The sequence below is a fragment of the Pseudomonas sp. SF2 genome, assembly GCF_036858055.1.
Lineage (GTDB): Bacteria > Pseudomonadota > Gammaproteobacteria > Pseudomonadales > Pseudomonadaceae > Aquipseudomonas.
Window position 1 is genome coordinate 97252 of the sequence record NZ_JAMBDI010000021.1, and the last position, 23717, is coordinate 120968.

A 23717-nucleotide genomic window follows, 5' to 3' on the forward strand; every position below is an offset into this window, starting at 1 on the left:
CCTCAGCGGATGAACAGCTTGAAGACCAGGCGCTGCAAGGCTTTGCCATAAGGCGGGTAGACCAGCCTGGTAGCGTTGAAGCGCTGCTTGGCCAGTACCGCCTTGGCCTTGCTGAAGGTCAGGAACCCGTCATGGCCATGGTAATGGCCCATGCCTGAAGGGCCGATGCCGCCGAATGGCAAGTCGTCCTGGGCGACGTGCAGCAGGGTGTCGTTCAGGCACACTCCACCGGAGTGGGTGTGGCGCAACACCTGCTCCTGGCCGGCGCGGTCATGGCCGAAGTAGTACAGCGCCAGCGGGCGGGGGCGCTGGTTGATGTAGGCCAGTGCCTGCTCAAGACTGTCGTAGGGCAGCAGCGGCAGCAGCGGGCCGAAGATTTCATCCTGCATCACCTGCATGCCGTCGTTCACGTCCAGCAGCAGGTGCGGCGGCAGGCGCCGGCCCTGGCGGGTTTCGCCGGGGTACAGGTCGAGCACCTGCGCCCCTTTGGCGTGGGCATCGTCCAGCAGGTGCTGCAAACGCTGCAGTTGGCGCGGGTTGATGATGGCGGTGTAGTCGGGGTTGTCGGCGATGCGCGGGTACAGACGGCGGACGGCACGCTGGTAGGCGTCGCTGAAGGCCTCCAGCCGCTCGCGCGGCACCAGCACGTAATCGGGGGCAACGCAGGTCTGGCCAGCGTTGAGGGTCTTGCCGAAGGCGATGCGCTCGGCGGCACTGTCCAGCGGTACGTCGGCCGAGACTATGGCCGGTGACTTGCCACCCAGTTCCAGGGTGACCGGGGTCAGGTTGTGCGCTGCAGCCAGCATTACCTGGCGACCCACGCTGGTGGCGCCGGTGAACAGCAGGTGGTCGAACGGCAGGCGGGCAAAGGCCTGGCCTACCTCAACCTCGCCGAGCACCACGCTGACCAGGTCACAGGGGAACACCCGCTCCAGCAACTGCTTAAGCGCCAGGCCAGTGGCAGGCGTGGCTTCGCTGAGCTTGAGCATGACCCGGTTGCCGGCGGCCAGGGCACAGGTCAGTGGGCCGATGGCAAGGAACAGCGGGTAGTTCCACGGCACGATGATGCCGACCACGCCCAGGGGTTGGTAGCGTACCTGTGCGCTGGCCGGCTGGAAGGCCAGGCCGACCCTGCGCCGACTGGCGCGCATCCAGCGTTGCAGGTGCTTTTCGGCGTGGCGCAGGCCTTGCACCGAGGGCAGCAGTTCGGCCAGCAGGGTCTCGTCGGCGCTGCGCCCTTCAAAGTCCTCGCCGATGGCCTCGATCAGTTCGGCCTGGCTGGCCAGCAAGGCTGCACGCAGGCTTTTCAGCCATTGGCGCCGCTGCGCGGCCGGCGGCAATGGGTTGCCGGCAAAGGCCTGGCGCTGGGCGGCGAACGTCGCCGCAAGGTCGAGGTCGAATTGCACAGGGGGCAAGGCACTGGGCGAGTTCATGGCGGCTTCGAGTCCGGGCAGGGAATCCCTAGAGCCTATACTCTAATTTGTACGATGGTGCGAATTTTTCCGCGCTGTCGAGCGGTGCATTCCACCGCCAATACGCCGTAAGATGACCCTTTGATGAAGGCCCGCAGACTGGGAGCTGAGCATGGCCCCGCGCATGAAGACCCGAGAGCGCATCGTGCAGAACAGCCTGGAGCTGTTCAACCAGCAGGGCGAACGCAGCGTCAGTACCAACCACATTGCCGCGCACATGGAAATTTCGCCCGGCAACCTGTATTACCACTTCCCCAACAAGCAGGCGATCATTGCCCTGTTGTTCAGCCAGTACGAAGAACTGGTGGACAGCTTCCTGCGCCCGCCACAAGGCCGTGCGCCGACTGTGGAGGACAAGCGCTTCTACCTAAAGGCGTTGCTGGCGGCGATGTGGAACTACCGCTTCCTGCACCGCGACCTGGAGCACCTGCTGGACAGCGACCCGGAGCTGGCCGCTCGTTACCGGCGCTTTTCCGAGCGCTGCCTGCGCCAGGGCCAGGCGATCTACCGTGGCTTCGTCGAGGCGGGCATCCTGGCCATGGCGCCGGCGCAGATCGAATCGCTGACCATCAACGCCTGGATCGTGCTGACGTCCTGGGTACGTTTTCTCAGTACCACGCGGGAGCATTCCGCGCACCTGGGTGAAGAAGCCTTCAAGCGTGGCGTCTACCAGGTACTGGTGCTGGAGCTCGGCTTCGTCACCGATAACGCCCGCAATGCCGTGGACGCCCTGTGCCAGGAATTCCATGTACCGTTCAACCAGGCCCTGGAGCACTAGCCCGGGGCCCCAGTGCTATCGATAGTGCCATCGATCAGGAGATTGTCATGCCCCTTGCGCAATTGATCACCCCGCAGCAGTTGGCCGAGCGTCTGGGCTCGCCCAAGTTGGTGATTCTCGACTGCCGCTTTGCCCTCGAGGATGTGGACTATGGCCAACGCAGCTATGCCTTGGGGCATATTGCCGGGGCGCATTTTGCCGACCTGGAGCGTGACCTCAGCGGGCCGGTGAGCAAGGGGCGCACCGGGCGCCACCCGTTGCCGGATCCGCGTCGGCTGGTCGAGCGCCTGCGCGAGTGGGGCCTGGACGACGACAGCGAGGTGGTGCTGTACGATGACGGCCCCGGCGCTTATGCCGCCCGTGCCTGGTGGCTGCTGGCCTGGCTGGGCAAGCGCAGCGGCGTGGCGATCCTCGACGGTGGCCTGAAGGCCTGGCATGCGGCGCACCTGCCGCTGAGCCTGGACCCGCCGCTCAAGCGGGAAGGCACCTTCAACGGTGAGCCGGACGGCAAGCTGCTGATCGATGCCGAGCACCTCGCCAAGCGCCTGGGTGACGCAGACCTGACCTTGATCGATGCGCGTGCCTTGCCGCGCTTCCGTGGCGAAGTGGAACCGATCGACCCGGTGGCGGGGCATATTCCCGGGGCGCAGTGTGCGGCGTTTACCGACAACCTGGGGGATGATGGGCGCTTTTTGCCGGCGGATCAGCTCAAACAGCGCTTTGCCGAGAAACTGGCCGGGCGGGCGCCGGAGCAGTTGGTGGCGTATTGCGGGTCAGGGGTGACGGCGTGTCATAACCTGTTTGCCCTGGCGTTGGCCGGGTATCCGCTGGGCAAGCTGTATGCCGGGTCGTGGAGTGAGTGGATCAACGATCCGCAGCATGGCGTAGCCACTGGCGAATAAGCCGGTCAAATCCTGTAGAAGATCGCCCAGGCCCTGTGGGAGCGGGCGAGCCCGCGAAGCATGCAACGCGGTGGCTGGCACCGGCTGCGCCGGTGTTCGCGGGCGCACCCGCTTCCACAGAGCTCCTGCAAAACAATCGTTTATGTGCCTTCCAACAGCCACTGTGGAATCCGCCGCTCCAGGTAGTACCCCGGGTTACGCAGGCTGCCATCGACAAAGCCCACATGGCCGCCGCGGCTGTGCAGTTCGAAGCGGGTCTGCGGCGCCAGTTCGCGGGCAGTTGGCAGGCTGTGGCCGGCGACGAAAGGGTCATCGCTGGAATGGATGATCAGCGTCGGCGTGCGGTTCTGGCCGAGGAAGAAATGACTCGATGAACGGCGGTAGTAATCGTGGGCATCGCGAAAGCCATTCAGTGGTGCGGTAACCTTGCCGTCGAAGTCCCAGAAGGTGCGCAGGTTGCCCAGCGGCCCCAGCCGTTGCAGCGTCGCCAGCCGTTCATGCTGGCCCTTGTCGTGGAAGTGCCGCTGCTTGAGTTGCACATACGCCAGCATCTCGCGCATGAAATGCGCCTGGTACACCTTTGAAAAGCCCTGGCCGATACGGTCGGCGCAGTGGTCCAGGCGAAATGGCACCGACACTGCCACTGCCGCCTGCAACTGGCTGGCGACTCCGCTTTCGCCCAGGTATTTCAGCAGCACATTGCCGCCCAGCGAATAACCCACCGCATACAAAGGCGCCAACGGCCGCTGGGCGCGCAGGTGGTTGACTATTTCCGCCAGGTCTTCGCTGGCGCCGGAATGGTAGCTGCGTGGCAGCAGGTTGGGCTCGCCCGAGCAACCGCGCCAGTTCACTGCCACGCTGGCCCAGCCGCGGCCTTGCAGCGCTTGCTGCAAGCCTTTGACGTAGGGCGAGTTGGACGAACCGGTCAACCCGTGCAGCACCAGCACCAGCGGCGCATGCGGCTGGTGCGGGCCGTGCCAGTCCAGGTCGATGAAGTCGCCATCGGCCAGCCACAGCCGCTCGCGGTTGCGCTGCAGTTCGGGCAGCTTGCGCCACAGTGGCCCCCACAGGGTTTGCAGGTGGGGGTTGGACAGGCCGATGGCCGGGCGGAATGTGGCGCTGGGGCTGGGCATGCTGGGCGACTCGTGATGTGCCTGCCTAGAGTGCCATGAAACAGCGGCACTGTACCTGCGCTATTGGTCGGTGGTGGCGTGGACCAAGCCTGCTGGCGCAGGTGGGGAGGGGGCGCGCGGTCATGGTTGAAGTGCTCCTGCAGGAAACGAAGGAGCAGCTTCAGCCATGGGGGGCAGGTTTGTGGTAACCAAATACGGCAACCCTGGGTTACCGGATCAACCCCGTTGCCAAAGTGCGTAGTGCACCTGGCCGGTCTTCTTCTCACGGTGCAGGCGCCAGTTGCCCGGCAACTGCAAGGTCGATGGCGCTGCCTCGCTTTCGGTGTAGATCCACGCCTGTTCGCGAAGCCACTGGTTCTGTTCCAGCAGGTTGCAGGTGTCAGCCAGCAGGTCCTGGTGGAACGGCGGGTCGAGGAACACCACATCGAACTGCTGCTTGGCCGGGCCTTGCAGATAGCGCAGGGCGTCGGTCTGCAGGATTTGCCCACGCGGGCAGCGCAGGATCTCGAGGTTGTTCTTCAGGTTGGCGATGGCCGCCGGGTTGCTGTCCAGCGCCACGGCGTCCTCGGCCCCGCGGGACAGGGCTTCGAGCACCAGGGCGCCGCTGCCGGTGAAGGCGTCCAGCACGCGGGCACCCTCGATATAGGGTGCCAGCCAGTTGAACAGGGTTTCGCGCACGCGGTCGGGCGTTGGCCGCAGGCCTTCGCCTTCCGGCACCGCCAGACGGCGGCTGCGCCATTCGCCGGCGATGATGCGCAGGTGGCCCTGGCCCTTGCTTTGGCCCGGTTGCGGGCGGGCGGGAGGGGTGGATCTTGGCATTAGTGCTCCGGTACCCCGAGCGGCTGCTCGGAGGGCTTGTCAGTGGGTGCTGGCAGCGGTTTTTGCGGCACTTTCGGGCCAGCGGTGACGATCACCAGTTTATCGGCTGACAGGTGTTTGTTCATGGCCGTTCTTACCTGTTCGACGGTGAGGGCCTGGGACTGCTGCATGAAGTCCTCCAGCCAGGTCAGCGGCAGGTTGTAGAAGCCAATGGCACCCAGTTGGCCGACGATACTGGCGTTGCTGGCATTGGACAGCGGGAAGCTGCCAGCCAGTTCGCGCTTGGCATCGTCCAGCTCCTGCTGGGTGGGGCCGGCCTTGAGGTAGTCGGCGAGAATATCCTGCACCAGCTTGAGCGTGCCCTCGCTGAGTTCGGCACGGGTCTGCAGGTTGATCATGAACGGGCCGCGCACCTGCATCGGGCTGAACACCGAGTACACGCCGTAGGTCAGGCCGCGCTTTTCACGCACCTCGCTCATCAGCCGGGTGCCGAACGCACCGCCGCCGAGAATCTGGTTGCCCAATGACAGGGCCGGCCAGTCCGGGTCCTGGCGGTCGATGCCGAGTTCGGCCAGCATCAGGTGAGTCTGCTTGGACGGGAAGTCGATGTGGGTCAGGCCTGCCTTGGCTTCGCCGGGTTGGGCCGGTGCGGCCAGCGCGGGGCCCTTGGGCAGGCCAGCTGATACCTGGGCGGCGATGGCTTCGGCCTCGGCGCGGCTGAGATCGCCGACCAGGGCGATGACCGCGTTGCCGCTGGTGTAGGCCTTGGCGTGGAAGGCGCGAAGCTGTGCCAGGGTGATGCCGCTGATGCTTTCGGCGGTGCCGTCGCTCGGGTGGGCGTAGGGGTGGTCGCCGTAGAGCTTGGCGAACAGGGCCTTGCCAGCGACCTTGCCGGGGTTCTGCTTTTCATACTCGAAGCCGGCCAGCATCTGGTTCTTGATGCGCTTGAGGGCGTCTTCGGGGAAGGTCGGCTTGCCGGCCACCTCGGTGAACAGCTTGAGCGCCGGTTCGCGCTTGTCCCTGGCGCTGAGGCTGCGCAGCGAAGCCACGGCCATATCGCGGTAGGAACCGTTGCCAAAGTCGGCGCCCAGGCCCTCGAAGCCTTCGGCGATGGCAGTCACGTCCTTGCCGGCCACGCCCTCGTTGAGCATGGCGTTGGTCAGGGCGGCAAGGCCTGGGGTGCCGCCATCCTGGCTGCTGCCGGCGGCGAAGGTGACGCGCAGGTCGAACATCGGCAGTTCGCGGGCTTCGACGAACAGCACCCGGGCGCCTTCGGCGGTGTTCCAGTGCTGGATGTTCAATTGGCGCCGGCTGGGCGCCTTGCCATCCAGCTCGGCCAGCGACTGCAAGGTGTTGGCCGGGCGAGCCGCGTTGCTGTCGGCCTTGGCGGCGTTGTCGGCCATGACCGGAGTGGCCAGCACCGCTGCCAGCGCCAGTGCGCGGATGCCCGTGGCCAGCAGGGTTGGGCGTGGTGCGCGGCGATCACTCATGAGCGGACTCCTCGGGCAGTACATGGGCAACGCTCAGGCGTTCGCGGGTGAAGTAGGTGCGCGCGGCGTTCTGGATGTCCTGCGGGGTAACGCGCCTGAGTTCGTCCAGCTCGCTGTCGATCAGCTTCCAGGACAGGCCGACGGTTTCAAGTTGCCCGATGGTGGTGGCCTGGCTGCTGATGGAGTCGCGGTCGTAGACCAGGCCGGCAATGACCTGGGCGCGTACGCGCTCCAGCTCTTCGGCGCTGGGTGGGGTGGTCTTGAGCTCATCCAGCAGCTGCCAGACGCCTTTCTCGACATCGGTGAGGTTTTTCTGCTTCTGCACGTTCGGGGTGGCCGAGATCAGGAACAGGCTGTCGCCACGGGTGAAGGCGTTGTAGCTGGACGAAGCGCCGGCCACCAGCTCCTGGCCACGCTCCAGGCGTGCCGGCATGCGGGCACTGTAGCCGCCGTCGAGCAGCGCCGAGATCAGGCGCAGGGCATGCACTGTACGCGGGTCCTTGGCAGTGGGCAGGCCAGGTACGTTGAAACCGTAGATCAGGCTCGGCAACTGGGTGCGCACATGCAGGGTCAGCTGGCGCTGGCCTGGTTTGGGCAGTTCGAGCGGCAACTTGGCCGGCGGCACGGCACGTTTGGGGATGCTGCCGAAGTACTTTTGCGCCAGGCCCTTGACCTCATCGGCGGTGACATCGCCGACCACCACCAGGGTGGCGTTATTGGGGGCGTACCAGGCTTCGTACCAGTGGCGCAGTTCCTCGACCTTCATGCGCTCCAGGTCGGCCATCCAGCCGATGGTCGGGGTGTGGTAGCCGCTGGCCGGGTAGGCCATGGCGCGGAACAGCTCGAACGCCTTGGCGTTGGGCTGGTCGTCGGTGCGCAGGCGGCGTTCTTCCTTGATAACCTCGATTTCGCGGCTGAACTCGTCGGCGGGCAGGCGCAGGCTGGCCAGGCGGTCGGCCTCCAGCTCCAGGGCCACCGGCAGGCGGTCGCGGGCCAGTACCTGGTAATAGGCGGTGTAGTCATCACTGGTGAAGGCGTTTTCTTCGGCGCCAATGTCACGCAGGATGCGCGAGGCCTCGCCGGGGCCGACCTTGGCGCTGCCTTTGAACATCATGTGTTCCAGCGCGTGGGACAGGCCGGTCTGGCCCGGGGTTTCGTAGCTGGAGCCAACCTTGTACCAGATCTGCGAGACCACCACCGGGGCGCGATGGTCCTCGCGCACGACCACTTTCAGGCCGTTGTCGAGGATGAATTCGTGGGTGGGTTGCACATCGGCGGCGAAGGCCGTGAGTGGCAGGCAGAGCGTGCCAAGCAACAGGCCAGCGGCGCGGCGGGCTAGAGCATTCATACGGTGTTTAACCTGTTCGACGGCCCGCTGGGTTTAGCGTCGGCGGGCCAGGAGGTGCTAGGATACTGATCCGGTTGCCTGGCGACCATGCCTGTCGCCGTTCTGGCCCGCAGGACACTAAGACAAAACGTTGCGCATGAACCAGCCGGCTTCAAGATAGTCTGTTCTGCGTAGAGAGAATTCCTGATGCGCCATAGCTGGCCCATCGCTACCCTGAGATAGCCGTCTTCCATGTTTGGTTCCAACGACGACAAAAAAGCGCCGGCCGAGGCTGGCGAAAAGAAAGGCCTGTTCAGCTGGTTCCGCAAGAAACCGCAGCAACCTGTGGCAACGGGCGTGCCCGCGAATGAAGCCCCCGCCGTCGAGCAGCCTGCAGCCGCTCCGGTCGAGGGATCTACCGCCGAAGTGGCACAGGCCCCCGAGCCCGTTCAGGCCCCTGCGGCCCCACAGCTGACTGAACCGCAGCAGGTCCCCGCACCAGCCCTGTCCCCGGTAGTCGAGGCCCCCGTTCCCGAACCGGTTGCTTCCCAGCCGTTGCAGGCCCCTGAGCCCGAACCGGTCGCGTCCCGGCCGTTGGTGGCACCTGCACCGCAACCGGTCGCGTCGATGCCCTTGCAGGCAGCCCTGGTCGAACCGGCCCCTGTCGAGGCGGCCCCGGTCGTCGAGCCGGTCGCGCCGGTCAGCAACCTGGTGCTGCCGGTTGCCGAAGAGCCCGTGGCCCTGGTGCCGGACCTGGAGCCGAAAGCGCCGCCCGCCATCCCGGAGCGCCCTGCACCAGCGCCTGCTGCCCCTGTGGCTGCGGCCCCGGTCGCCGCGCAGGCCGAACAGGCCAAGCCCGGCTTCTTCGCCCGCCTCAAGCAGGGCCTGTCGAAGACCAGCGCCAGCATCGGCGAGGGCATGGCCAGCCTGTTCCTGGGCAAGAAAGTCATCGATGACGACCTGCTCGACGAAATCGAAACCCGCCTGCTGACCGCCGACGTTGGTGTGGAAGCCACTTCGACCATCGTCCAGAACCTGACCCAGAAGGTTGCACGCAAGCAGCTGGCCGACGCCGATGCCCTGTACAAGTCGCTGCAGGAAGAGCTGGCTGCGCTGCTGCGCCCGGTCGAGCAGCCGCTGGTGGTACAGGCGCAGAACAAGCCTTATGTGATCCTGGTGGTCGGTGTGAACGGCGCCGGCAAGACCACCACCATCGGCAAACTGGCCAAGAAGCTGCAGCTTGAAGGCAAGAAAGTGATGCTGGCAGCTGGTGACACCTTCCGTGCCGCTGCGGTCGAGCAGTTGCAGGTGTGGGGCGAGCGTAACCAGATCCCGGTGATCGCCCAGCACACCGGTGCCGACTCCGCTTCGGTGATCTTCGATGCCGTACAGGCCGCCAAGGCCCGTGGTGTAGACGTGCTGATCGCCGACACCGCTGGCCGCCTGCACACCAAAGACAACCTGATGGAAGAGCTGAAGAAGGTCCGCCGGGTCATCGGCAAGCTCGACGCCGAGGCGCCGCACGAGGTGCTGCTGGTGCTCGATGCCGGCACCGGCCAGAACGCCATCAGCCAGGCCAAGTACTTCAACCAGAGCGTTGAGCTGACCGGTCTGGCCCTGACCAAGCTGGACGGCACTGCCAAGGGCGGTGTGATCTTCGCCCTGGCCAAGCAGTTCAAGCTGCCGATCCGCTTCATCGGTGTCGGTGAAGGCATCGACGACCTGCGTACCTTCGAAGCCGAGCCGTTCGTCAAGGCTCTGTTCGCCGAGCGAGACTGACCATGATCCGATTCGAACAGGTTGCCAAGCGCTACCCCAATGGTCATGTGGGTTTGCATGAGCTGAGTTTCCGGGCGCGCCGGGGCGAATTCCTGTTCGTCACCGGCCATTCGGGCGCGGGCAAGAGCACCTTGCTGCGCCTGCTGCTGGCCATGGAACGCCCGACCAGCGGCAAGCTGATGCTGGCCGGGCAGGACCTGGGCCAGATCAGCAATTCGCAGATCCCGTTCCTGCGCCGGCAGATCGGCGTGGTGTTCCAGAACCACCAGCTGTTGTTCGATCGCACGGTGTTCAACAACATCGCCTTGCCGCTGCAGATTCTCGGCCTGTCCAAGGCCGAGGTCGCCAAGCGCGTGGACTCGGCGCTGGAGCGTGTGTCGCTGGCCGACAAGGGCGAGCTGTTTCCGGCCGACCTGTCCACCGGGCAGCAGCAGCGGGTGGGTATCGCCCGCGCCATCGTTCACCAGCCAGCCCTGCTGCTGGCCGACGAGCCCACCGGTAACCTCGACCCACGCCTGGCCGCGGAGATCATGGGCGTGTTCGAGGACATCAACCGCCTGGGTACCACGGTATTGATCGCCAGCCACGACCTGGCACTGATTGCGCGCATGCGCCACCGCATGCTGACCTTGCAGCGCGGCCGCTTGATCGGCGATGGGGAGGCCGGGCAATGAGCACTACACGTACGCCGAAGGTTTCCGAGCGGGTTGCGCCGAAACCGGCCGACCCGCAACCGGCGAAGAAAAAGCGCGACGACGATGACGGCCCGGATTTCCGCACGCTGCTGCATGCCTGGCTGGAAAGCCACCGTGCCAGCATGGCCGACAGCCTGCGTCGCCTGGGCAAGCAGCCGATCGGCAGCTTTTTCACCTGCCTGGTGATGGCGGTGGCGCTGAGCATGCCCATGGGTCTGTCGTTGCTGCTGAAGAACGTCGAGCAGCTTGGCGGCTCGTGGCAGCGCGCCGCGCAAATTTCGCTGTACCTCAAGCTCGATGCCGGCAGCCGCGAAGGCGAGGCGCTGCGCGACGAGATCAAGGGCATGCCTGGTGTGGCCGACGCGCAGTATGTCAGCCGCGAGCAGGCGCTGGAGGAGTTCCAGCAGCAGTCCGGCCTGGGCGAAGCCCTGCGTGAACTGCCCGACAACCCGCTGCCTGGCGTGGTGGTGGTGACCCCGACCGAGGTCGACAAACCAGCCCTGGAAGCCTTGCGTCAGCGCTTGTCGGAGCTGCCACGGGTGGAAACGGCGCAGCTCGACCTGGTGTGGGTCGAGCGCCTGGCGGCCATCCTCAAGCTGGGTGACCGCTTCGTCTTCGGCCTGGCCGTGATGCTGATTTCTGCGCTGCTGTTAGTAATCGGTAACACAATTCGTCTACACATTGAAAACCGCCGCACCGAGATCGAAGTGATCAAGCTGGTCGGCGGCACCGACGCCTACGTGCGCCGGCCTTTCCTGTACATGGGCGCGCTGTATGGCCTGGGTGCAGGCGTGATCGCATGGGGCATCCTGGCGTTTGGCCTGAACTGGCTGAACGAGGCGGTGGTAGGGCTTTCCGGGCTGTACGGCAGCGACTTCGCCCTGGGCGGGGTACCGGCGTCCGATGGTCTGTCCCTCTTGATCGGGGCGGTGCTGTTGGGGTATATCGGTGCATGGATCGCAGTGGCCCGCCACCTGAACGAGCTGGCGCCGCGATAGTTTTTACCTGCCAGCATTGACAAATTCTTCACTACGGAACTTGTACCGTCGTTCCAGGTCAATGTTGGCAGCGCCCACAAGGCGCGAGTTTTGTAAGTCGGAGGTTCTTGAATGACCACATCGTTGCAACCTGCCTATGCCCTGGTGCCCGGTGCAAACCTGGAAGCCTACGTGCACACGGTCAACAGCATCCCGCTGCTGACTGTCGAGCAGGAGCGTGATCTGGGCGAGCGTCTCTATTATGAGCAGGATGTCGAGGCCGCTCGTCAAATGGTGATGGCCCACCTGCGTTTCGTCGTACATATCGCCCGTAGCTATGCCGGCTACGGGCTGGCCCAGGCTGACCTGATCCAGGAAGGCAATGTCGGCCTGATGAAAGCCGTCAAGCGCTTCAACCCGGAAATGGGCGTGCGCCTGGTGTCGTTCGCCGTGCACTGGATCAAGGCAGAGATCCACGAGTTCATCCTGCGCAACTGGCGCATCGTCAAGGTGGCTACCACCAAGGCCCAGCGCAAGCTGTTCTTCAACCTGCGCAGCCAGAAGAAGCGTCTGGCCTGGCTGAACAACGACGAAGTGCACCGCGTGGCGGAAAGCCTGGGCGTGGAGCCGCGTGAAGTTCGCGAGATGGAAAGCCGCCTCAGCGGCCAGGACATGGCCTTCGATCCGGCAGCGGAAGCTGACGACGACAGCGCTTTCCAGTCGCCTGCGCATTACCTGGAAGACCACCGTTACGACCCGGCGGTGCAGCTGGAGGATGCCGACTGGAGCGACAACTCCACCAGCAACCTGCACGAAGCGCTGCAAGGTCTGGACGAACGTAGCCGTGACATTCTCTACCAGCGCTGGTTGGCGGAAGAGAAGGCCACGTTGCATGAGCTGGCGGACAAGTACAGCGTTTCGGCTGAGCGGATTCGCCAGCTGGAGAAAAATGCGATGAACAAGGTCAAGGCGCTGATCGCGGTCTGATCGAGCCCTGCCTGCAAAGAAAAGCCGCTGGCCCGGATAGGGCGAGCGGCTTTTTTATTGGTGTTGGCTTTGCCGGCCTCTTCGCGGGCGCGCCCGCTCCCACAGGGCCCCTGCTAATTCAATGAGTCATGTGCAGTTCTATGAGGGCGGGCGTGCCCGCGAAGAGGCCCTCAAAGCTTGCGTGAAGTGTCGAGCTGCATCAGGTAGCTGGGCCCACCCAATTGGCTCATCTGCCGGCGGATCCAGCCGGCCCGGCTGGCCACATAGGCACTCGGCCGACTGGCACTCCACTTGATCGGGCTCGGCAGCACCGCTGCCAGCTGCGCCGCCTGCTGTCGGCTGAGTCGACTGGCATCGACGCCAAAGTGATAGCGCGCTGCAGCCTGGGCGCCAAACACACCTTTGCCCCATTCGGCACTGTTCAGGTAGACCTCGAGAATCCGCTCCTTCGACCAGAACAGCTCGATCAATGCGGTGAACCAGGCTTCCAGCCCTTTGCGGAACCAGCTGCGCCCGGACCACAGGAACAGGTTCTTGGCCACCTGCTGGGTCAGGGTGCTGGCCCCGCGAATGCTGCCGCCGCGCTCGTTGTAGGCCAGTGCCGCCTGGATGGCCGGGATGTCGAAGCCCCAGTGGTTGGCGAACTTCTGGTCCTCGCCAGCGATGACCGCGACCTTGAGATCGTCGGAGATGTTCTCCCACGGCTCCCAGTCGCGCTGCAGGTCGATCGGCTCGCCATTCACCCAGGACTCCACCTTGCGCTCGACCATGAGCGCGGTACCGGGTGGTGGCACCCAGCGGAACACCAGCACCAGCACGATGCTGCCGGCAGCGAACCAGAGCAGGGCGCGGGAGAGGCGGCGGAGAAGGGTTGGCAGCATGACGATGGCTTGGCCGTACGGGTTGAAGGGGCCATTATACAGACCCGATCCAAGGAGTCGTCCCATGCTTCGCAGCTTCCTGATGCTTGCCGCCTTTTTCGGCTTCACCGGTGTCGCTCTGGGGGCTTTCGCCGCCCACGGCCTGAAAAGCCGACTGACGGCCGACTACCTGGCAATCTTCCAGACCGGTGTGTCCTACCAGTTGGTGCATGCCCTGGCGATCTTCGCCGTCGCCGTGCTCTCGGTGCACCTGCCGGGGCGCCTGGTCGGCTGGGCTGGCGGCCTGTTTGCCCTGGGGATAGTGCTGTTCTCCGGTAGCCTGTACCTGCTGACCCTGAGTGGCTTGGGCAAGCTTGGCATCATCACCCCGATTGGTGGCCTGTGCTTCCTCGCCGGCTGGTTGTGCCTGGGCCTTGCAGCCTGGCGGCTCGGTTGACCATGTGGTCCACAATCGCGACTAATGGCGTGCACCGCCCTTGGGTTGCAGGGCGGTTCGGCGCTAGAATGCGGGCCCCCAAAGAACAATGGTGGCCGTGCGCATGCGCATTCAACTGAACGGTGAACCTTACGAATTGCCCGCTGGCGAAAGCGTCGCGGCCCTGCTGGCCCGCCTGGAACTGACCGGGCGCCGCGTCGCGGTGGAGCTGAACCTGGATATCGTGCCGCGTAGCCAGCACGACAGTACGCTGTTGAACGACGGTGACCAGGTCGAAGTGGTCCACGCCATCGGTGGCGGCTGATTCCGGCCGGCGATTCACCTGCAAGCCCAGCAACCTATTCCCGAGGAACAACCATGAGCAACGTTCGTAGCGACAAGCCCTTCACCCTGGCCGGGCGTACTTTCCAGTCGCGCCTGCTGGTCGGTACCGGCAAGTACCGTGACATGGAAGAAACCCGCCTGGCCATCGAGGCTTCGGGTGCCGAGATCGTCACCGTTGCCGTGCGCCGCACCAACATCGGCCAGAACCCGGGCGAGCCGAACCTGCTCGACGTGTTGCCACCGGACCGCTACACCATCCTGCCGAACACCGCTGGTTGCTACGACGCAGTCGAAGCCGTGCGCACCTGCCGCCTGGCCCGTGAACTGCTGGATGGCCACAACCTGGTCAAGCTGGAAGTGCTGGCCGACCAGAAAACCTTGTTCCCCAATGTGATCGAAACCCTCAAGGCCGCCGAAGTGTTGGTCAAGGACGGTTTCGACGTGATGGTCTACACCAGTGACGATCCGATCATCGCCCGCCAGCTGGCCGAAGCCGGCTGCATCGCGGTCATGCCGCTGGCTGGCCTGATCGGTACCGGCCTGGGTATCTGCAACCCCTACAACCTGCAGATCATCCTGGAAGAGTCCAAGGTGCCGGTGCTGGTCGATGCCGGTGTAGGTACCGCGTCCGACGCTACCATCGCCATGGAAATGGGCTGTGAAGCGGTGCTGATGAACTCGGCCATCGCCCACGCCCAGCAGCCGGTGCTGATGGCCGAGGCCATGAAGCACGCCATCGTCGCCGGTCGCATGGCCTACCTGGCCGGCCGTATGCCGAAGAAACTCTATGCCAGCGCCTCTTCGCCGCTGGATGGTCTGATCAAGTAAGAGCCCCTGATGACTGAATCGCACGATACGCCGATCACCCCCGACGGCGAAGCCCGCCCGCACCGCCGCATCAAGAGTTTCGTGATGCGCGCCGGGCGCATGACCGAAGGCCAGCAACGTGGCCTGGAGCAGGGCGGCCCGCTGTACATCCTGCCGCTGGCCGACAGCCCGGTGGACTACGACCAGGTGTTCGGCCGTTCGGCGCCGCGCACCCTGGAGATCGGCTTCGGCATGGGCCATTCCCTGCTGGAAATGGCGGCTGCCGCGCCTGAGCAGGACTTCATCGGTGTGGAAGTACACCGCCCGGGTGTTGGCGCGCTGCTCAACGGTGTGCTTACCCAAGGCCTGAAGAACCTGCGGGTATATGACTGCGATGCCATCGAAGTGCTGAACCGCTGCGTGGCGGACAACAGCCTCGACCGCCTGATGCTGTTCTTCCCTGACCCATGGCACAAGGCGCGTCACCACAAGCGCCGCATCGTCCAGCTGGAGTTCGCCGAGCTGGTACGGCGCAAGCTCAAGCCCGGTGGTGTGTTCCACATGGCTACCGACTGGGAGCCGTATGCCGAGTACATGCTGGAAGTGATGAGCGCTGCCCCGGGCTATCGCAACCGTGCGGCCGACGGTACCTACGTGCCGCGCCCGGAAGAGCGCCCGATCACCAAGTTCGAGCGCCGCGGCGAGCGGCTGGGACATGGGGTTTGGGATTTGAAGTTCGAGAAGGTGGATTGATCGGCTGATACGGCCTTTCGGTGCACTGGTGCCTGCAGGAATGCAGGCGAAAAAAAACCGCCTTGAGAAGGGCGGTTTTTTTATGTGAGCGACAGGACTGAGTATCCTTCGATCTGAGGTTTCACAGAAAACCCTCACACAGTTTTCGAAGTCATCGAAGTGCCGGTTAGATGCTGGAAGATTGGCCCGCCAATACGGAGGCCAGGGCATATGAAGCGTTTGCTTGATGCGCTGAGCCGCGTCTGGAAGCTCATCCGGATCTTGACTGTGCTCAAGACCGTTCGGGATTTCATGCGCGATCACTTCGATGATGCCCAGTAAGGGCTAGTCAAGTGGTAGGGCTGCCCTGGTTTTCCGGGGCAGCTTTTAGAACCCATCTCTGTACTCGGATTACGCGCTCCTACAAGGGTTCAGTGCCAGGCCGTGGCTCAGCCCCGGCGATCCGCCACTACCCCGATCAGCACCAATACCACCAGCAAAACCGGCGCCAGCGCGTAGTTGTTGAACTGGCTCAGCCCCTTCACCACCCACGGCGTGGCGTAGATCAGTGCCGCACCGCTGCCGATCATCACCAGCAAGGCCATGAACGGTACGCGCAGGGCGCCCGCCAGGCCGCCCAGGCGCTGTTCCACCCAGCCCTTGATATCGGTGCCGAACAGCACCAGCAGGCAGCCTACCAAGGCCAGTGAAATCTCCGACAGGTTGCTGCGGCTCCAGCGAGAAACCGTCGCGAGCAGATCAAGTACCAGATCCATGGGTCATCCTTAGGTCAAGAAATACTGCAGCAGGTCATTGAGGAACAACTGGCCCCTTGGCGTGGCCACCAGTCGATCCGGTTGGACCTGCAAAAGGCCTTTTTGTTCGGCGGCGCGGCGGGCTTCGGCCAGCTGTGCCAGCGGCAAACCGGTACGCTGGGTGAACAGTTCGGCTTCCACGCCATCGGTCAGGCGCAGTGCGTTCATCAGGAACTCGAACGGCAGTTCGTCGACCGGCAGCCGCTTCTCGCCGGCCTTGAACGGCTTGGCCAGGTTCAGGTAGTCCTTGGGCAGGCGGGTTTTCCAGGTGCGCAGGATGCGCCCGTCGGCGAAGGTCAGCTTGCCGTGGGCACCGGCACCGATGCCGATGAAGTCGCCAAAGCGCCAATAGTTGAGGTTGTGCCGTGCGGCGCGGCCCGCCTGGGCGTAGGCCGAGACTTCGTACTGGCGGAAGCCGTGCTCGGCCATCAGCGCCTGGCCGGCTTCCTGGATATCCCAGAGGATGTCGTCCTCGGGCAGCTCGGGTGGCTGGTTCCAGAACACCGTGTTCGGCTCCACGGTCAGCTGGTACCACGACAGGTGCGTCGGCCCCAGGTCGATGGCCTGGCGCAGGTCGCCCAGCGCGTCGTCCAGCGACTGCTCGGGCAGGCCGTGCATCAGGTCCATGTTGAAGTTGTCGAAGCCGGCGGCGCGCGCCATGCCGGCGGCACGGACCGCTTCATCGCCGTTGTGGATGCGCCCGAGCGCCTGCAGTTTGGCTGGCTGGAAGCTCTGCACGCCGATGGACAGGCGGTTGATGCCGGTTTGCCGGTAGGCCTTGAACTTGTCCTGCTCGAACGTACCCGGGTTGGCCTCCAGGGTGATTTCGATGTCCGGCGCAAACGGGATACGTTGCTCCACGCCACGCAGCAGCCGGCCAAGAGCGTCGGCACTGAACAGGCTGGGGGTACCGCCACCGAAGAAGATCGAGCTGATCGGCCGGCCTTGCACGGCGGCCAGCTCCTGGTCGAGGTCGGTCAGCAGGGCGGCGACGTAGGCGTCTTCCGGCAGTTCAGGCCCGGCAGCGTGGGAGTTGAAGTCGCAGTAAGGGCATTTGCGTACGCACCATGGGATGTGGATGTACAGCGCCAGCGGCGGCAGGCTGGTGAAGCCTGCTGCGCCGGGGGTGGACAGCGTTTCGATCATGCCAGGCCCAGACGTTGGCGCAGCAGGGCCATGGCGCGGGCGCGGTGGCTGAGCTGGTTCTTGTCCACAGGAGCCAGGTCGGCGCTGGAGCAGCCGCACTCCGGAACCCAGAACAGCGGGTCGTAGCCAAAGCCGTGCTCGCCACTGGCCTCGAACATGATGCGCCCGTGCCACAGGCCTTCGCAGAGGATCGGCAGCGGGTCGTCGGCATGGCGCACCAGCGCCAGGACGCAGACGAACTGCGCACCGCGCTCGGCTTCAGGCACGTCTTTCAGCGCTTCGAGCAGCTTGGCGTTGTTCGCCGCATCACCCTTGCCGTCGGCATAGCGCGCCGAGTAGATGCCCGGCGCGCCGCCGAGGAAGTCCACCGCCAGGCCCGAATCGTCGGCCAGGGCCGGCAGGCCGGAAATGCGTGCGGCGTTGCGTGCCTTGAGGATGGCGTTCTCGACGAACGACAGGCCGGTTTCTTCCGGTTCGACCTGGCTGAACTCGCCGATCGAGCGCAGCTGCACGGAGGCGCCGAGCATGGCCTGGAGTTCCTTGAGTTTGCCGGCGTTGTGGCTGGCCAATACGAGTTGCTGGAAATTCATCATTCGCCTGGGAACACTTCCTGGTTGAAGCTGAGGGAGTTGCTGATGCCGCCGGTTTCGATGTTCAGGTCGAAGGTGACGGTTTCTGGCTGGTCGATCTTGAACTGGGCGATGTAGTACACGGCGCCCTGTTCGGTGATCTGCTTGAATGACAGCGGGCTGCTGCGCCCGGTCAGGTCCTTGACCGTGCCGCTGACCACCGCCATGGCGGGCTTGTTGGCCTTGAGCACGGCAATGTTGAGCACACCCTGGTTCTTGCTGCGGACCAGGCCGGTGGCCGCGGCCACCTCCGGTGTCAGCATGCTCGAGGTGAACGCACTGTAATGCACCGTCACGTCGCCAAACACTTCCTTGCGCTCGGGGCGGGCGGCATCGGCAGCCAGTACCGGCAGGGCCAGGCACAGGCTGATCAGGAACAGGGCTAGGCGACGCATGGGGTGACTCCTCCGGTGGGCGTCAGACCGCGAGCTGATGCTCTTGCAGGCCCGGGCTGCTGACGCGATAGATGCCGATCTCACCTAGAAGATTAGGCCAAAGTCGGCCACCCCACCCATTACGGTGCAAGTGATCGACGGCCAGGCGGTCGAGCACCTTGGCCCGGCGTTCGTGCACCAGCTCTTCGAAGTCGGCGAAGGTGCAGAAGTGGATGTTCGGCGTGTTGTACCAGGTGTACGGCATGAAGTCCGATACCGGCATGCGGCCTTTGGTCGCCAGGTACCAGCGGCAACGCCAGTGGCCGAAGTTGGGGAAGGTGATGATGCACTGGCGGCCCACGCGCAGCATCTCGTCAAGGATGCGGTCGGGGTACTCCACGGCCTGCAGGGCCTGGGTCATGATCACCACGTCGAAACTGTTGCTGGCGAAGTTGCCCAGGCCCTTGTCCAGGTCCTGCTCGATCACGTTGACGCCCTTGGCCACGCAGGCGGCGATGTTGTCGGCGTCGATTTCCAGGCCATAGCCGGTGACCTGCTTGCGGTCGCGCAGCGAGGCCAGCAGTTCGCCGCTGCCGCAGCCCAGGTCGAGTACCCGGCTGCCGGCGGGGATCCAGTCGTGGATGATTTCCAGATCGGCTCTCATGCTGTCCTCAGATGGCAATGCGGTTCATGTAGTTCGAGAAACCCTGCATGTAGCGAGGTGTGGGGATCAGGAAGGCATCGTGCCCGTAAGGCGAGTCGATCTCCAGGTAGCAGACGTTCTTGCGCGCAGCCATCAGGGCGTCGACGATCTCGCGCGAACGGGCCGGGGAGAAGCGCCAGTCGGTAGTGAACGACATGATGCAGTAATCCGCCTTGACGTGGTCCAGGGTGGCCGCCAGGTCGCCGCCTTTGGCTGCAGCCGGGTCGAAATAGTCCAGCGCCTTGGTCATCAGCAGGTAGGTGTTGGCGTCGAAACGGCCGGAGAACTCCTCGCCCTGATAGCGCAGGTAGCTCTCGACCTGGAATTCGACGCTGTGGAAGTCGTAGTTGAGCTTGTCGCTCTTCAGCTCACGGCCGAATTTTTCACCCATCGAGTCGTCCGACAGATAGGTGATGTGGCCGACCATGCGCGCCAGCATCAGGCCGCGTTTGGGGATTACCCCCTGGTCCTGGAACGAACCGCCGTGGAATTCGGGGTCGGTGAGGATGGCCTGGCGTGCCACTTCGTTGAAGGCGATGTTCTGTGCCGACAGCTTGGGCGCCGAGGCGATGTCGACGCAATGGCGCACGCGCTCGGGGTAGCTGATGGTCCACTGCAGCGCCTGCATGCCACCCAGGCTGCCACCGACTACCGCGGCCCACTGATGGATGCCCAGGCGCTCGGCCAGGCGCACCTGGCTGTGTACCCAGTCTTCCACGGTCAGCACCGGGAAGTCGGCGCCATAGGCTTTGCCGGTGGCCGGGTTGATGCTGCTGGGGCCGGTACTGCCGTTGCAGCCGCCCAGGTTGTTCAGGCTGACCACGAAGAAACGGTTGGTGTCGATCGGCTTGCCAGGGCCGATGCAGCTGTCCCACCAGCCCGGCTTGCGGTCGGTGGCGGCATGGTAGCCAGCGGCATGATGGTGGCCGGACAGGGCATGGCAGATCAGCACGGCATTGCTCGCGCTGGCGTTCAGGGTGCCATAGGTCTCGTAGACCAGTTCATAACTGGCCAGGGAGCGGCCACAGGCCAGGGCCAGCGGCTCATCGAACCGGGCTGTTTGCGGTACTACCAGACCGACGGAATCTTCGGGAAAGACAGTGGACATCGACCCTGCTCACGCTTGACGGAGGCGTAAGTCTAAAGAGCGCTACCCCCAGCGGCAAGCAAAGGCTTGCCGCTGGAAGCAACCAAGGTCAGGTGAGGCTCAGATCATCCGCCACAGCTCTTGTGGCATGCCGGCATAGGCGGCCAGCGGCGGCATGACGAACGACTGGATTACCTGGATCGCAAGGAAGGCGAAGATCGGCGAGATATCCATGCCGCCCAGGTTGGGCACGATGCGGCGGAACGGTGCCAGCACCGGCTCGCTGATCTGGTAGGCCAGCTCAGCTGCGGGGTTGTGGCTGTTGGGGGCCACCCAGGACACGATCACCATGACGATCATCGCCACCCAGAAAATCTTCAGGAATAGCGAGGTGATACCGATGATTGCCCACATCAGCAGGTGCAGGATGTCACCGAAGGTGCCGTAGGTGACCATCAGCACGAAGGCCATCAGCAGCGCCTGGATGAGCACCGACAGTAGCAGAGACGAGGTGTCCAGCCCGCCGACGCTGGGGATGACCCGGCGAATCGGCTTGAGCAGCGGCTGTGTGGCACGCACGGCGAACTGGCACAGCGGGTTGTAGAAGTTGGCCTTGACCAGCTGCAGGACGAAGCGCAGCAGGACGATCACCAGGTACAGGCTGACCAGGGTTTGCACCACGAAGATCGCGGCGCCGGACAGTGCATTCATCTATGGCTCCTTATTTGCCCAATTGTTCGGCCAGCTCTGCGGAGCGTGTGGCCGCGGCCTGCAGCGCCTGTTCGACGATGGCTTCGAAGCCGCTGGCCTGGAACGACTTGATCGCAGCTTCCGTGGTGCCGGCAGGCGAGGTGACCCGGCGGCGCAGTTCGGCGGCATCGACATCGCTGGCAACCGCCATGCGCGCGGCGCCCAGGGCTGTCTGCAGGGTCAGCTGGGAGGCGGTTTCACGTGGCAGGCCAAGCTTTTCGCCCGCCGCGGTCATGGCCTCGATCAGCAGGAAGAAGTACGCCGGGCCGCTGCCGGAGACGGCGGTCACGGCGTCCAGTTGCTGCTCCTGTTCCAGCCACAGGGCGGTGCCCACGGCCGACAGCAGTTGCTCGGCCTGCTCGCGCTGTGCGCCGGACACTTCGGCGGTGGCGTACAGGCCGCTGACGCCCTGGCGCAGCAGTGCCGGGGTGTTGGGCATGCAGCGCACCACCGGGCGAGCACCCACCCAGCTCTGCAGGCTGGCGCAGGTGATGCCGGCGGCGATGGAAACGATCAGCTGGCCATCCTGCAGGTTCGGTTGCAGGGCCTGGCACACGGCTTTCATGACCTGCGGCTTGACCGCCAGCACGATGACGTCGGCGCCATCGATGGCCTGGGCGTTGTTCTCGAAGGTTTCGATGCCGTGCTCGGCCTGGATGCGGCTGCGGGTCTCGGCGCCCGGGTCGCTGGCGCGGATCTGCGAGGCGTCCAGGCCCTGGGCACGCAGACCACCGATCAGGCTGGCGGCCATGTTGCCGGCGCCGATAAAGGCAATACGAGTCTTGCTCATGTCAGGTCCTTGTGGGGAAGAGTGAGTAAAGCATGGAATCAGGGCTGCCCGTAGTCGCGGGCACCGAACAGGGCGGTGCCGATACGCACCCAGGTCGCCCCCTGTGCAATGGCCGCTTCCAGGTCGTGGCTCATGCCCATGGACAGGGTGTCCAGGCCAAGGCCCAGGCCTTCCTGCAGCTGGCGCAGGGTGGCGAAGGCGGCTTCCTGGGCGGCTCGGTCATCGGTGGGTTCGGGGATGGCCATCAGCCCGCGCAGGCACAGGTTGGGCAGCGCGGCTACCGCCTTGGCCAGGGCCGGCAGGTCGGCAGGGGCGCAGCCAGACTTGCTGTCTTCGCCGCTGACGTTCACCTGCAGGCAGATGTTCAGTGGCGCCAGCCCGGCCGGGCGCTGCTCCGACAGGCGTTGGGCGATTTTCAGGCGGTCCACGGAATGTACCCAGTCGAAATGCTCGGCGATGGCCTTGGTCTTGTTCGACTGAATGGGGCCGATGAAGTGCCAGATCAAGGGCAGGTCGCTGAGTGCCTGCTGCTTTGTCAGCGCTTCCTGTAGGTAATTTTCCCCGACATCGCGTACGCCAGCGGCATGGATCTCACGGATGGCGCTGGCTGGCTTGGTCTTGCTCACGGCCAGCAACTGGACGCTGGCCGGATCGCGCCCGGCAGCCTGGGCAGCGCTGGTGATACGGGCGGAAATAGCGGAAAGGTTGTCTGCTAGGGTGGACATGGACTGATGCCGGCGGCTGTGGGGTTTGCGGCATTCTACCTACTTGAAGGCCTTTGGGGAGTCTCATGGATGTGACCGACCTGTTGGCCCGGGCTGTAGATGCGGGGGCTTGCGACCTGCACCTGGCAGCGGGGCAGATACCGATGTTGCGCCTGGATGGCGAGCTGCAGCGCATGGCCCTGCCGGCCTTGTGCTCGGCCGCCTTGATCGAGGGGCTGGCACCCATGTTGGGTGAAGACCAGCGCCGGCAATGGGCCCAGGGTGATGAGCTGGACCTGGCGCTGGAACTGCCTGCGCTCGGGCGCTTTCGGCTGAACCTGTTTCGCCAGTTGCATGGCCCTGCCGCCACCTTTCGCCTGATCCCGGGGCGCATCGCCACGCTCGATGAACTCGACCTGAGGGATGTGTTTCAAGCTGTTGCGCAGTGCAGTGATGGCTTGATCCTGGTGGGTGGGCCGACCGGCAGCGGCAAGTCCAGCACCCTGGCGACGCTACTGGACCAGCTGAACCGTGATCGGGCACTGCATATCATTACCCTCGAAGACCCTGTCGAAGTTATCCACAGCAGCCAGCGCAGCCTGGTCAACCAGCGTGAGATCGGTCGCCACTGCGGTGGGTTCGCCCAAGGGCTACGCAGTGCCCTGCGCCAGGACCCGGATGTGATCATGATCGGTGAGCTGCGCGACCTGGAAACCATTCGCCTGGCCTTGCGCGCGGCCGAGACCGGGCACCTGGTGCTGGCGACCATGCATACGCGTTCGGCGGCCAACAGCATTGACCGGTTGGTGGAGGTGTTTGCTGCCGAGGAAAAGCCGCTGGTGCGGACGATGCTGGCCGAGTCATTGCGCCTGGTGGTGGCGCAGGTACTGGTCAGGCGTGCGGGTGGTGGGCGGATTGCGGCGCGGGAAGTGCTGGTGGTGACGCCAGCGGTGCGCAACCTGGTTCGGGAGGGGCGGATGGCGCAGTTGTGTTCGGTGATGCAGGCGGGTGGTGCGGACGGGATGCGGACGATGGAGGGGGCGATGCGAGGGTTGAAGGAGAGGGGGCTGATCAGCGATCTATAGTGCCTGTGCTGGCCCTTTCGCGGGTAAACCCGCTCCCACATGGATAACACAGCCTTCGAATGCTGTGGTGTACCTGTGGGAGCGGGTTTACCCGC

The 23717-nt window shown here is 64.6% G+C and carries 26 protein-coding genes; 11 read left to right on the forward strand and 15 right to left on the reverse strand.

Annotation, left to right across the window (positions count from 1 at the left end; all coding sequences use genetic code 11):
- Window positions 1–2 precede the first annotated feature (2 nt).
- A complete protein-coding gene (locus M2S36_RS14575) occupies window positions 3–1433 on the reverse strand; it encodes a coniferyl aldehyde dehydrogenase (RefSeq protein ID WP_233688142.1) in 1431 nt (476 codons plus the stop codon).
- Window positions 1434–1584: 151 nt separating this feature from the next.
- Between M2S36_RS14575 and M2S36_RS14580 the strand changes: the two genes are divergently transcribed.
- Together M2S36_RS14580 and M2S36_RS14585 are read left to right on the forward strand one after the other, a co-directional pair.
- Entirely contained in the window at window positions 1585–2250 is a 666-nt protein-coding gene (locus M2S36_RS14580) for a TetR/AcrR family transcriptional regulator (protein ID WP_233688143.1), read from the forward strand.
- Between the two features lie 47 nt (window positions 2251–2297).
- A complete protein-coding gene (locus tag M2S36_RS14585; RefSeq protein WP_233694065.1) occupies window positions 2298–3152 on the forward strand; it encodes a sulfurtransferase in 855 nt (284 codons plus the stop codon).
- Window positions 3153–3292: 140 nt separating this feature from the next.
- On the opposite strand, the gene M2S36_RS14590 is transcribed toward M2S36_RS14585, so the two are convergent.
- The 4 genes from M2S36_RS14590 to M2S36_RS14605 form a co-directional block, all read right to left on the reverse strand.
- Entirely contained in the window at window positions 3293–4285 is a 993-nt protein-coding gene (locus M2S36_RS14590; protein WP_233694066.1) for a hydrolase, read from the reverse strand.
- Window positions 4286–4501: 216 nt separating this feature from the next.
- Entirely contained in the window at window positions 4502–5104 is a 603-nt protein-coding gene (gene rsmD, locus M2S36_RS14595; protein ID WP_233688146.1) for a 16S rRNA (guanine(966)-N(2))-methyltransferase RsmD, read from the reverse strand.
- The gene (locus tag M2S36_RS14600) at window positions 5104–6594 is read right to left on the reverse strand and encodes a M16 family metallopeptidase (protein WP_333957352.1); all 1491 of its coding nucleotides are present in this window, start codon (window positions 6592–6594) and stop codon (window positions 5104–5106) included. The genes rsmD and M2S36_RS14600 overlap by 1 nt, the downstream gene beginning before the upstream one ends.
- A complete protein-coding gene (locus tag M2S36_RS14605) occupies window positions 6587–7942 on the reverse strand; it encodes a M16 family metallopeptidase (protein ID WP_333957353.1) in 1356 nt (451 codons plus the stop codon). Before M2S36_RS14605 ends, M2S36_RS14600 begins: the two co-directional genes overlap by 8 nt.
- 231 nt (window positions 7943–8173) lie before the next feature.
- Between M2S36_RS14605 and ftsY the strand changes: the two genes are divergently transcribed.
- The 4 genes from ftsY (at window position 8174) to rpoH (ending at window position 12359) form a co-directional block, all read left to right on the forward strand.
- Complete coding sequence (gene ftsY / locus M2S36_RS14610) at window positions 8174–9700, forward strand: signal recognition particle-docking protein FtsY (RefSeq protein ID WP_207828231.1); 1527 nt, start codon at window positions 8174–8176, stop codon at window positions 9698–9700.
- A 2-nt stretch (window positions 9701–9702) separates the two neighbouring features.
- On the forward strand, window positions 9703–10374 hold the full coding sequence (gene ftsE, locus M2S36_RS14615; protein WP_013974630.1) for a cell division ATP-binding protein FtsE: 672 nt from the start codon (window positions 9703–9705) through the stop codon (window positions 10372–10374).
- Complete coding sequence (gene ftsX / locus M2S36_RS14620) at window positions 10371–11393, forward strand: permease-like cell division protein FtsX (RefSeq protein ID WP_207828240.1); 1023 nt, start codon at window positions 10371–10373, stop codon at window positions 11391–11393. The genes ftsE and ftsX overlap by 4 nt, the downstream gene beginning before the upstream one ends.
- 111 nt (window positions 11394–11504) lie before the next feature.
- Window positions 11505–12359, forward strand: a complete 855-nt coding sequence (gene rpoH, locus M2S36_RS14625) for an RNA polymerase sigma factor RpoH (protein WP_015272155.1) — start codon at window positions 11505–11507, stop codon at window positions 12357–12359.
- Between the two features lie 170 nt (window positions 12360–12529).
- Here the strand turns inward: rpoH and mtgA are convergent, their stop codons facing one another.
- Window positions 12530–13240 (reverse strand): monofunctional biosynthetic peptidoglycan transglycosylase, encoded by a 711-nt coding sequence (mtgA, locus tag M2S36_RS14630; RefSeq protein WP_207828242.1) that lies wholly within the window; start codon window positions 13238–13240, stop codon window positions 12530–12532.
- Between the two features lie 64 nt (window positions 13241–13304).
- Here mtgA and M2S36_RS14635 point away from each other — a divergent pair, with 64 nt between their 5' ends.
- The 4 genes from M2S36_RS14635 (at window position 13305) to trmB (ending at window position 15560) form a co-directional block, all read left to right on the forward strand.
- Window positions 13305–13676 (forward strand): DUF423 domain-containing protein, encoded by a 372-nt coding sequence (locus tag M2S36_RS14635; RefSeq protein WP_144175501.1) that lies wholly within the window; start codon window positions 13305–13307, stop codon window positions 13674–13676.
- Window positions 13677–13779: 103 nt separating this feature from the next.
- On the forward strand, window positions 13780–13980 hold the full coding sequence (thiS, locus tag M2S36_RS14640) for a sulfur carrier protein ThiS (RefSeq protein WP_003257817.1): 201 nt from the start codon (window positions 13780–13782) through the stop codon (window positions 13978–13980).
- 53 nt (window positions 13981–14033) lie between these two features.
- Window positions 14034–14828 (forward strand): thiazole synthase, encoded by a 795-nt coding sequence (locus tag M2S36_RS14645; RefSeq protein WP_013974625.1) that lies wholly within the window; start codon window positions 14034–14036, stop codon window positions 14826–14828.
- 9 nt (window positions 14829–14837) lie between these two features.
- Window positions 14838–15560 (forward strand): tRNA (guanosine(46)-N7)-methyltransferase TrmB, encoded by a 723-nt coding sequence (gene trmB / locus M2S36_RS14650; RefSeq protein ID WP_013974624.1) that lies wholly within the window; start codon window positions 14838–14840, stop codon window positions 15558–15560.
- A 428-nt stretch (window positions 15561–15988) separates the two neighbouring features.
- Here trmB and M2S36_RS14655 read toward each other — a convergent pair whose 3' ends face one another.
- The 9 genes from M2S36_RS14655 to M2S36_RS14695 all read right to left on the reverse strand — a co-directional run bounded on the left by M2S36_RS14655 (window position 15989) and on the right by M2S36_RS14695 (window position 22558).
- The gene (locus M2S36_RS14655; RefSeq protein WP_003257821.1) at window positions 15989–16315 is read right to left on the reverse strand and encodes a DUF3392 domain-containing protein; all 327 of its coding nucleotides are present in this window, start codon (window positions 16313–16315) and stop codon (window positions 15989–15991) included.
- A 9-nt stretch (window positions 16316–16324) separates the two neighbouring features.
- The gene (gene hemW, locus M2S36_RS14660; RefSeq protein ID WP_233694071.1) at window positions 16325–17500 is read right to left on the reverse strand and encodes a radical SAM family heme chaperone HemW; all 1176 of its coding nucleotides are present in this window, start codon (window positions 17498–17500) and stop codon (window positions 16325–16327) included.
- Window positions 17497–18093, reverse strand: coding sequence for an RdgB/HAM1 family non-canonical purine NTP pyrophosphatase (gene rdgB / locus M2S36_RS14665; RefSeq protein WP_333957354.1), 597 nt, complete (start codon window positions 18091–18093; stop codon window positions 17497–17499). Before rdgB ends, hemW begins: the two co-directional genes overlap by 4 nt.
- Window positions 18090–18524 carry a DUF4426 domain-containing protein gene (locus tag M2S36_RS14670; protein ID WP_013974622.1) on the reverse strand — a complete coding sequence of 145 codons (435 nt, stop codon included), beginning with the start codon at window positions 18522–18524 and terminating at the stop codon, window positions 18090–18092. Before M2S36_RS14670 ends, rdgB begins: the two co-directional genes overlap by 4 nt.
- A 22-nt stretch (window positions 18525–18546) precedes the next feature.
- Entirely contained in the window at window positions 18547–19167 is a 621-nt protein-coding gene (metW, locus tag M2S36_RS14675; RefSeq protein ID WP_003249106.1) for a methionine biosynthesis protein MetW, read from the reverse strand.
- A gap of 7 nt (window positions 19168–19174) precedes the next feature.
- Entirely contained in the window at window positions 19175–20314 is a 1140-nt protein-coding gene (gene metX, locus M2S36_RS14680) for a homoserine O-succinyltransferase MetX (protein WP_207828248.1), read from the reverse strand.
- Between the two features lie 99 nt (window positions 20315–20413).
- Window positions 20414–21004, reverse strand: a complete 591-nt coding sequence (locus tag M2S36_RS14685; protein WP_063912070.1) for a YggT family protein — start codon at window positions 21002–21004, stop codon at window positions 20414–20416.
- Between the two features lie 10 nt (window positions 21005–21014).
- Window positions 21015–21833 (reverse strand): pyrroline-5-carboxylate reductase, encoded by an 819-nt coding sequence (gene proC / locus M2S36_RS14690; protein WP_207828250.1) that lies wholly within the window; start codon window positions 21831–21833, stop codon window positions 21015–21017.
- A gap of 38 nt (window positions 21834–21871) precedes the next feature.
- On the reverse strand, window positions 21872–22558 hold the full coding sequence (locus M2S36_RS14695) for a YggS family pyridoxal phosphate-dependent enzyme (RefSeq protein WP_207828252.1): 687 nt from the start codon (window positions 22556–22558) through the stop codon (window positions 21872–21874).
- 65 nt (window positions 22559–22623) lie between these two features.
- On the opposite strand from M2S36_RS14695, the gene M2S36_RS14700 reads away from it, so the two are divergent.
- Complete coding sequence (locus M2S36_RS14700) at window positions 22624–23622, forward strand: type IV pilus twitching motility protein PilT (RefSeq protein WP_333957357.1); 999 nt, start codon at window positions 22624–22626, stop codon at window positions 23620–23622.
- Window positions 23623–23717: the final 95 nt, after the last annotated feature.

Bases quoted from the DNA above. Each gene is read 5' to 3' on its own strand.
- ftsX (WP_207828240.1), top strand. From the start codon at position 10,371: ATGAGCACTACACGTACGCCGAAGGTTTCCGAGCGGGTTGCGCCGAAA.
- M2S36_RS14655 (WP_003257821.1), bottom strand. From the start codon at position 16,315: ATGGATCTGGTACTTGATCTGCTCGCGACGGTTTCTCGCTGGAGCCGC.
- metX (WP_207828248.1), bottom strand. From the start codon at position 20,314: ATGTCCACTGTCTTTCCCGAAGATTCCGTCGGTCTGGTAGTACCGCAA.
- M2S36_RS14585 (WP_233694065.1), top strand. From the start codon at position 2,298: ATGCCCCTTGCGCAATTGATCACCCCGCAGCAGTTGGCCGAGCGTCTG.
- M2S36_RS14685 (WP_063912070.1), bottom strand. From the start codon at position 21,004: ATGAATGCACTGTCCGGCGCCGCGATCTTCGTGGTGCAAACCCTGGTC.
- metW (WP_003249106.1), bottom strand. From the start codon at position 19,167: ATGAGAGCCGATCTGGAAATCATCCACGACTGGATCCCCGCCGGCAGC.
- trmB (WP_013974624.1), top strand. From the start codon at position 14,838: ATGACTGAATCGCACGATACGCCGATCACCCCCGACGGCGAAGCCCGC.
- ftsY (WP_207828231.1), top strand. From the start codon at position 8,174: ATGTTTGGTTCCAACGACGACAAAAAAGCGCCGGCCGAGGCTGGCGAA.
- M2S36_RS14600 (WP_333957352.1), bottom strand. From the start codon at position 6,594: ATGAGTGATCGCCGCGCACCACGCCCAACCCTGCTGGCCACGGGCATC.
- M2S36_RS14605 (WP_333957353.1), bottom strand. From the start codon at position 7,942: ATGAATGCTCTAGCCCGCCGCGCCGCTGGCCTGTTGCTTGGCACGCTC.
- M2S36_RS14580 (WP_233688143.1), top strand. From the start codon at position 1,585: ATGGCCCCGCGCATGAAGACCCGAGAGCGCATCGTGCAGAACAGCCTG.
- M2S36_RS14590 (WP_233694066.1), bottom strand. From the start codon at position 4,285: ATGCCCAGCCCCAGCGCCACATTCCGCCCGGCCATCGGCCTGTCCAAC.
- thiS (WP_003257817.1), top strand. From the start codon at position 13,780: ATGCGCATTCAACTGAACGGTGAACCTTACGAATTGCCCGCTGGCGAA.
- hemW (WP_233694071.1), bottom strand. From the start codon at position 17,500: ATGATCGAAACGCTGTCCACCCCCGGCGCAGCAGGCTTCACCAGCCTG.
- rsmD (WP_233688146.1), bottom strand. From the start codon at position 5,104: ATGCCAAGATCCACCCCTCCCGCCCGCCCGCAACCGGGCCAAAGCAAG.
- rdgB (WP_333957354.1), bottom strand. From the start codon at position 18,093: ATGATGAATTTCCAGCAACTCGTATTGGCCAGCCACAACGCCGGCAAA.
- M2S36_RS14700 (WP_333957357.1), top strand. From the start codon at position 22,624: ATGGATGTGACCGACCTGTTGGCCCGGGCTGTAGATGCGGGGGCTTGC.
- ftsE (WP_013974630.1), top strand. From the start codon at position 9,703: ATGATCCGATTCGAACAGGTTGCCAAGCGCTACCCCAATGGTCATGTG.
- mtgA (WP_207828242.1), bottom strand. From the start codon at position 13,240: ATGCTGCCAACCCTTCTCCGCCGCCTCTCCCGCGCCCTGCTCTGGTTC.
- M2S36_RS14635 (WP_144175501.1), top strand. From the start codon at position 13,305: ATGCTTCGCAGCTTCCTGATGCTTGCCGCCTTTTTCGGCTTCACCGGT.
- rpoH (WP_015272155.1), top strand. From the start codon at position 11,505: ATGACCACATCGTTGCAACCTGCCTATGCCCTGGTGCCCGGTGCAAAC.
- proC (WP_207828250.1), bottom strand. From the start codon at position 21,833: ATGAGCAAGACTCGTATTGCCTTTATCGGCGCCGGCAACATGGCCGCC.
- M2S36_RS14670 (WP_013974622.1), bottom strand. From the start codon at position 18,524: ATGCGTCGCCTAGCCCTGTTCCTGATCAGCCTGTGCCTGGCCCTGCCG.
- M2S36_RS14695 (WP_207828252.1), bottom strand. From the start codon at position 22,558: ATGTCCACCCTAGCAGACAACCTTTCCGCTATTTCCGCCCGTATCACC.
- M2S36_RS14645 (WP_013974625.1), top strand. From the start codon at position 14,034: ATGAGCAACGTTCGTAGCGACAAGCCCTTCACCCTGGCCGGGCGTACT.
- M2S36_RS14575 (WP_233688142.1), bottom strand. From the start codon at position 1,433: ATGAACTCGCCCAGTGCCTTGCCCCCTGTGCAATTCGACCTCGACCTT.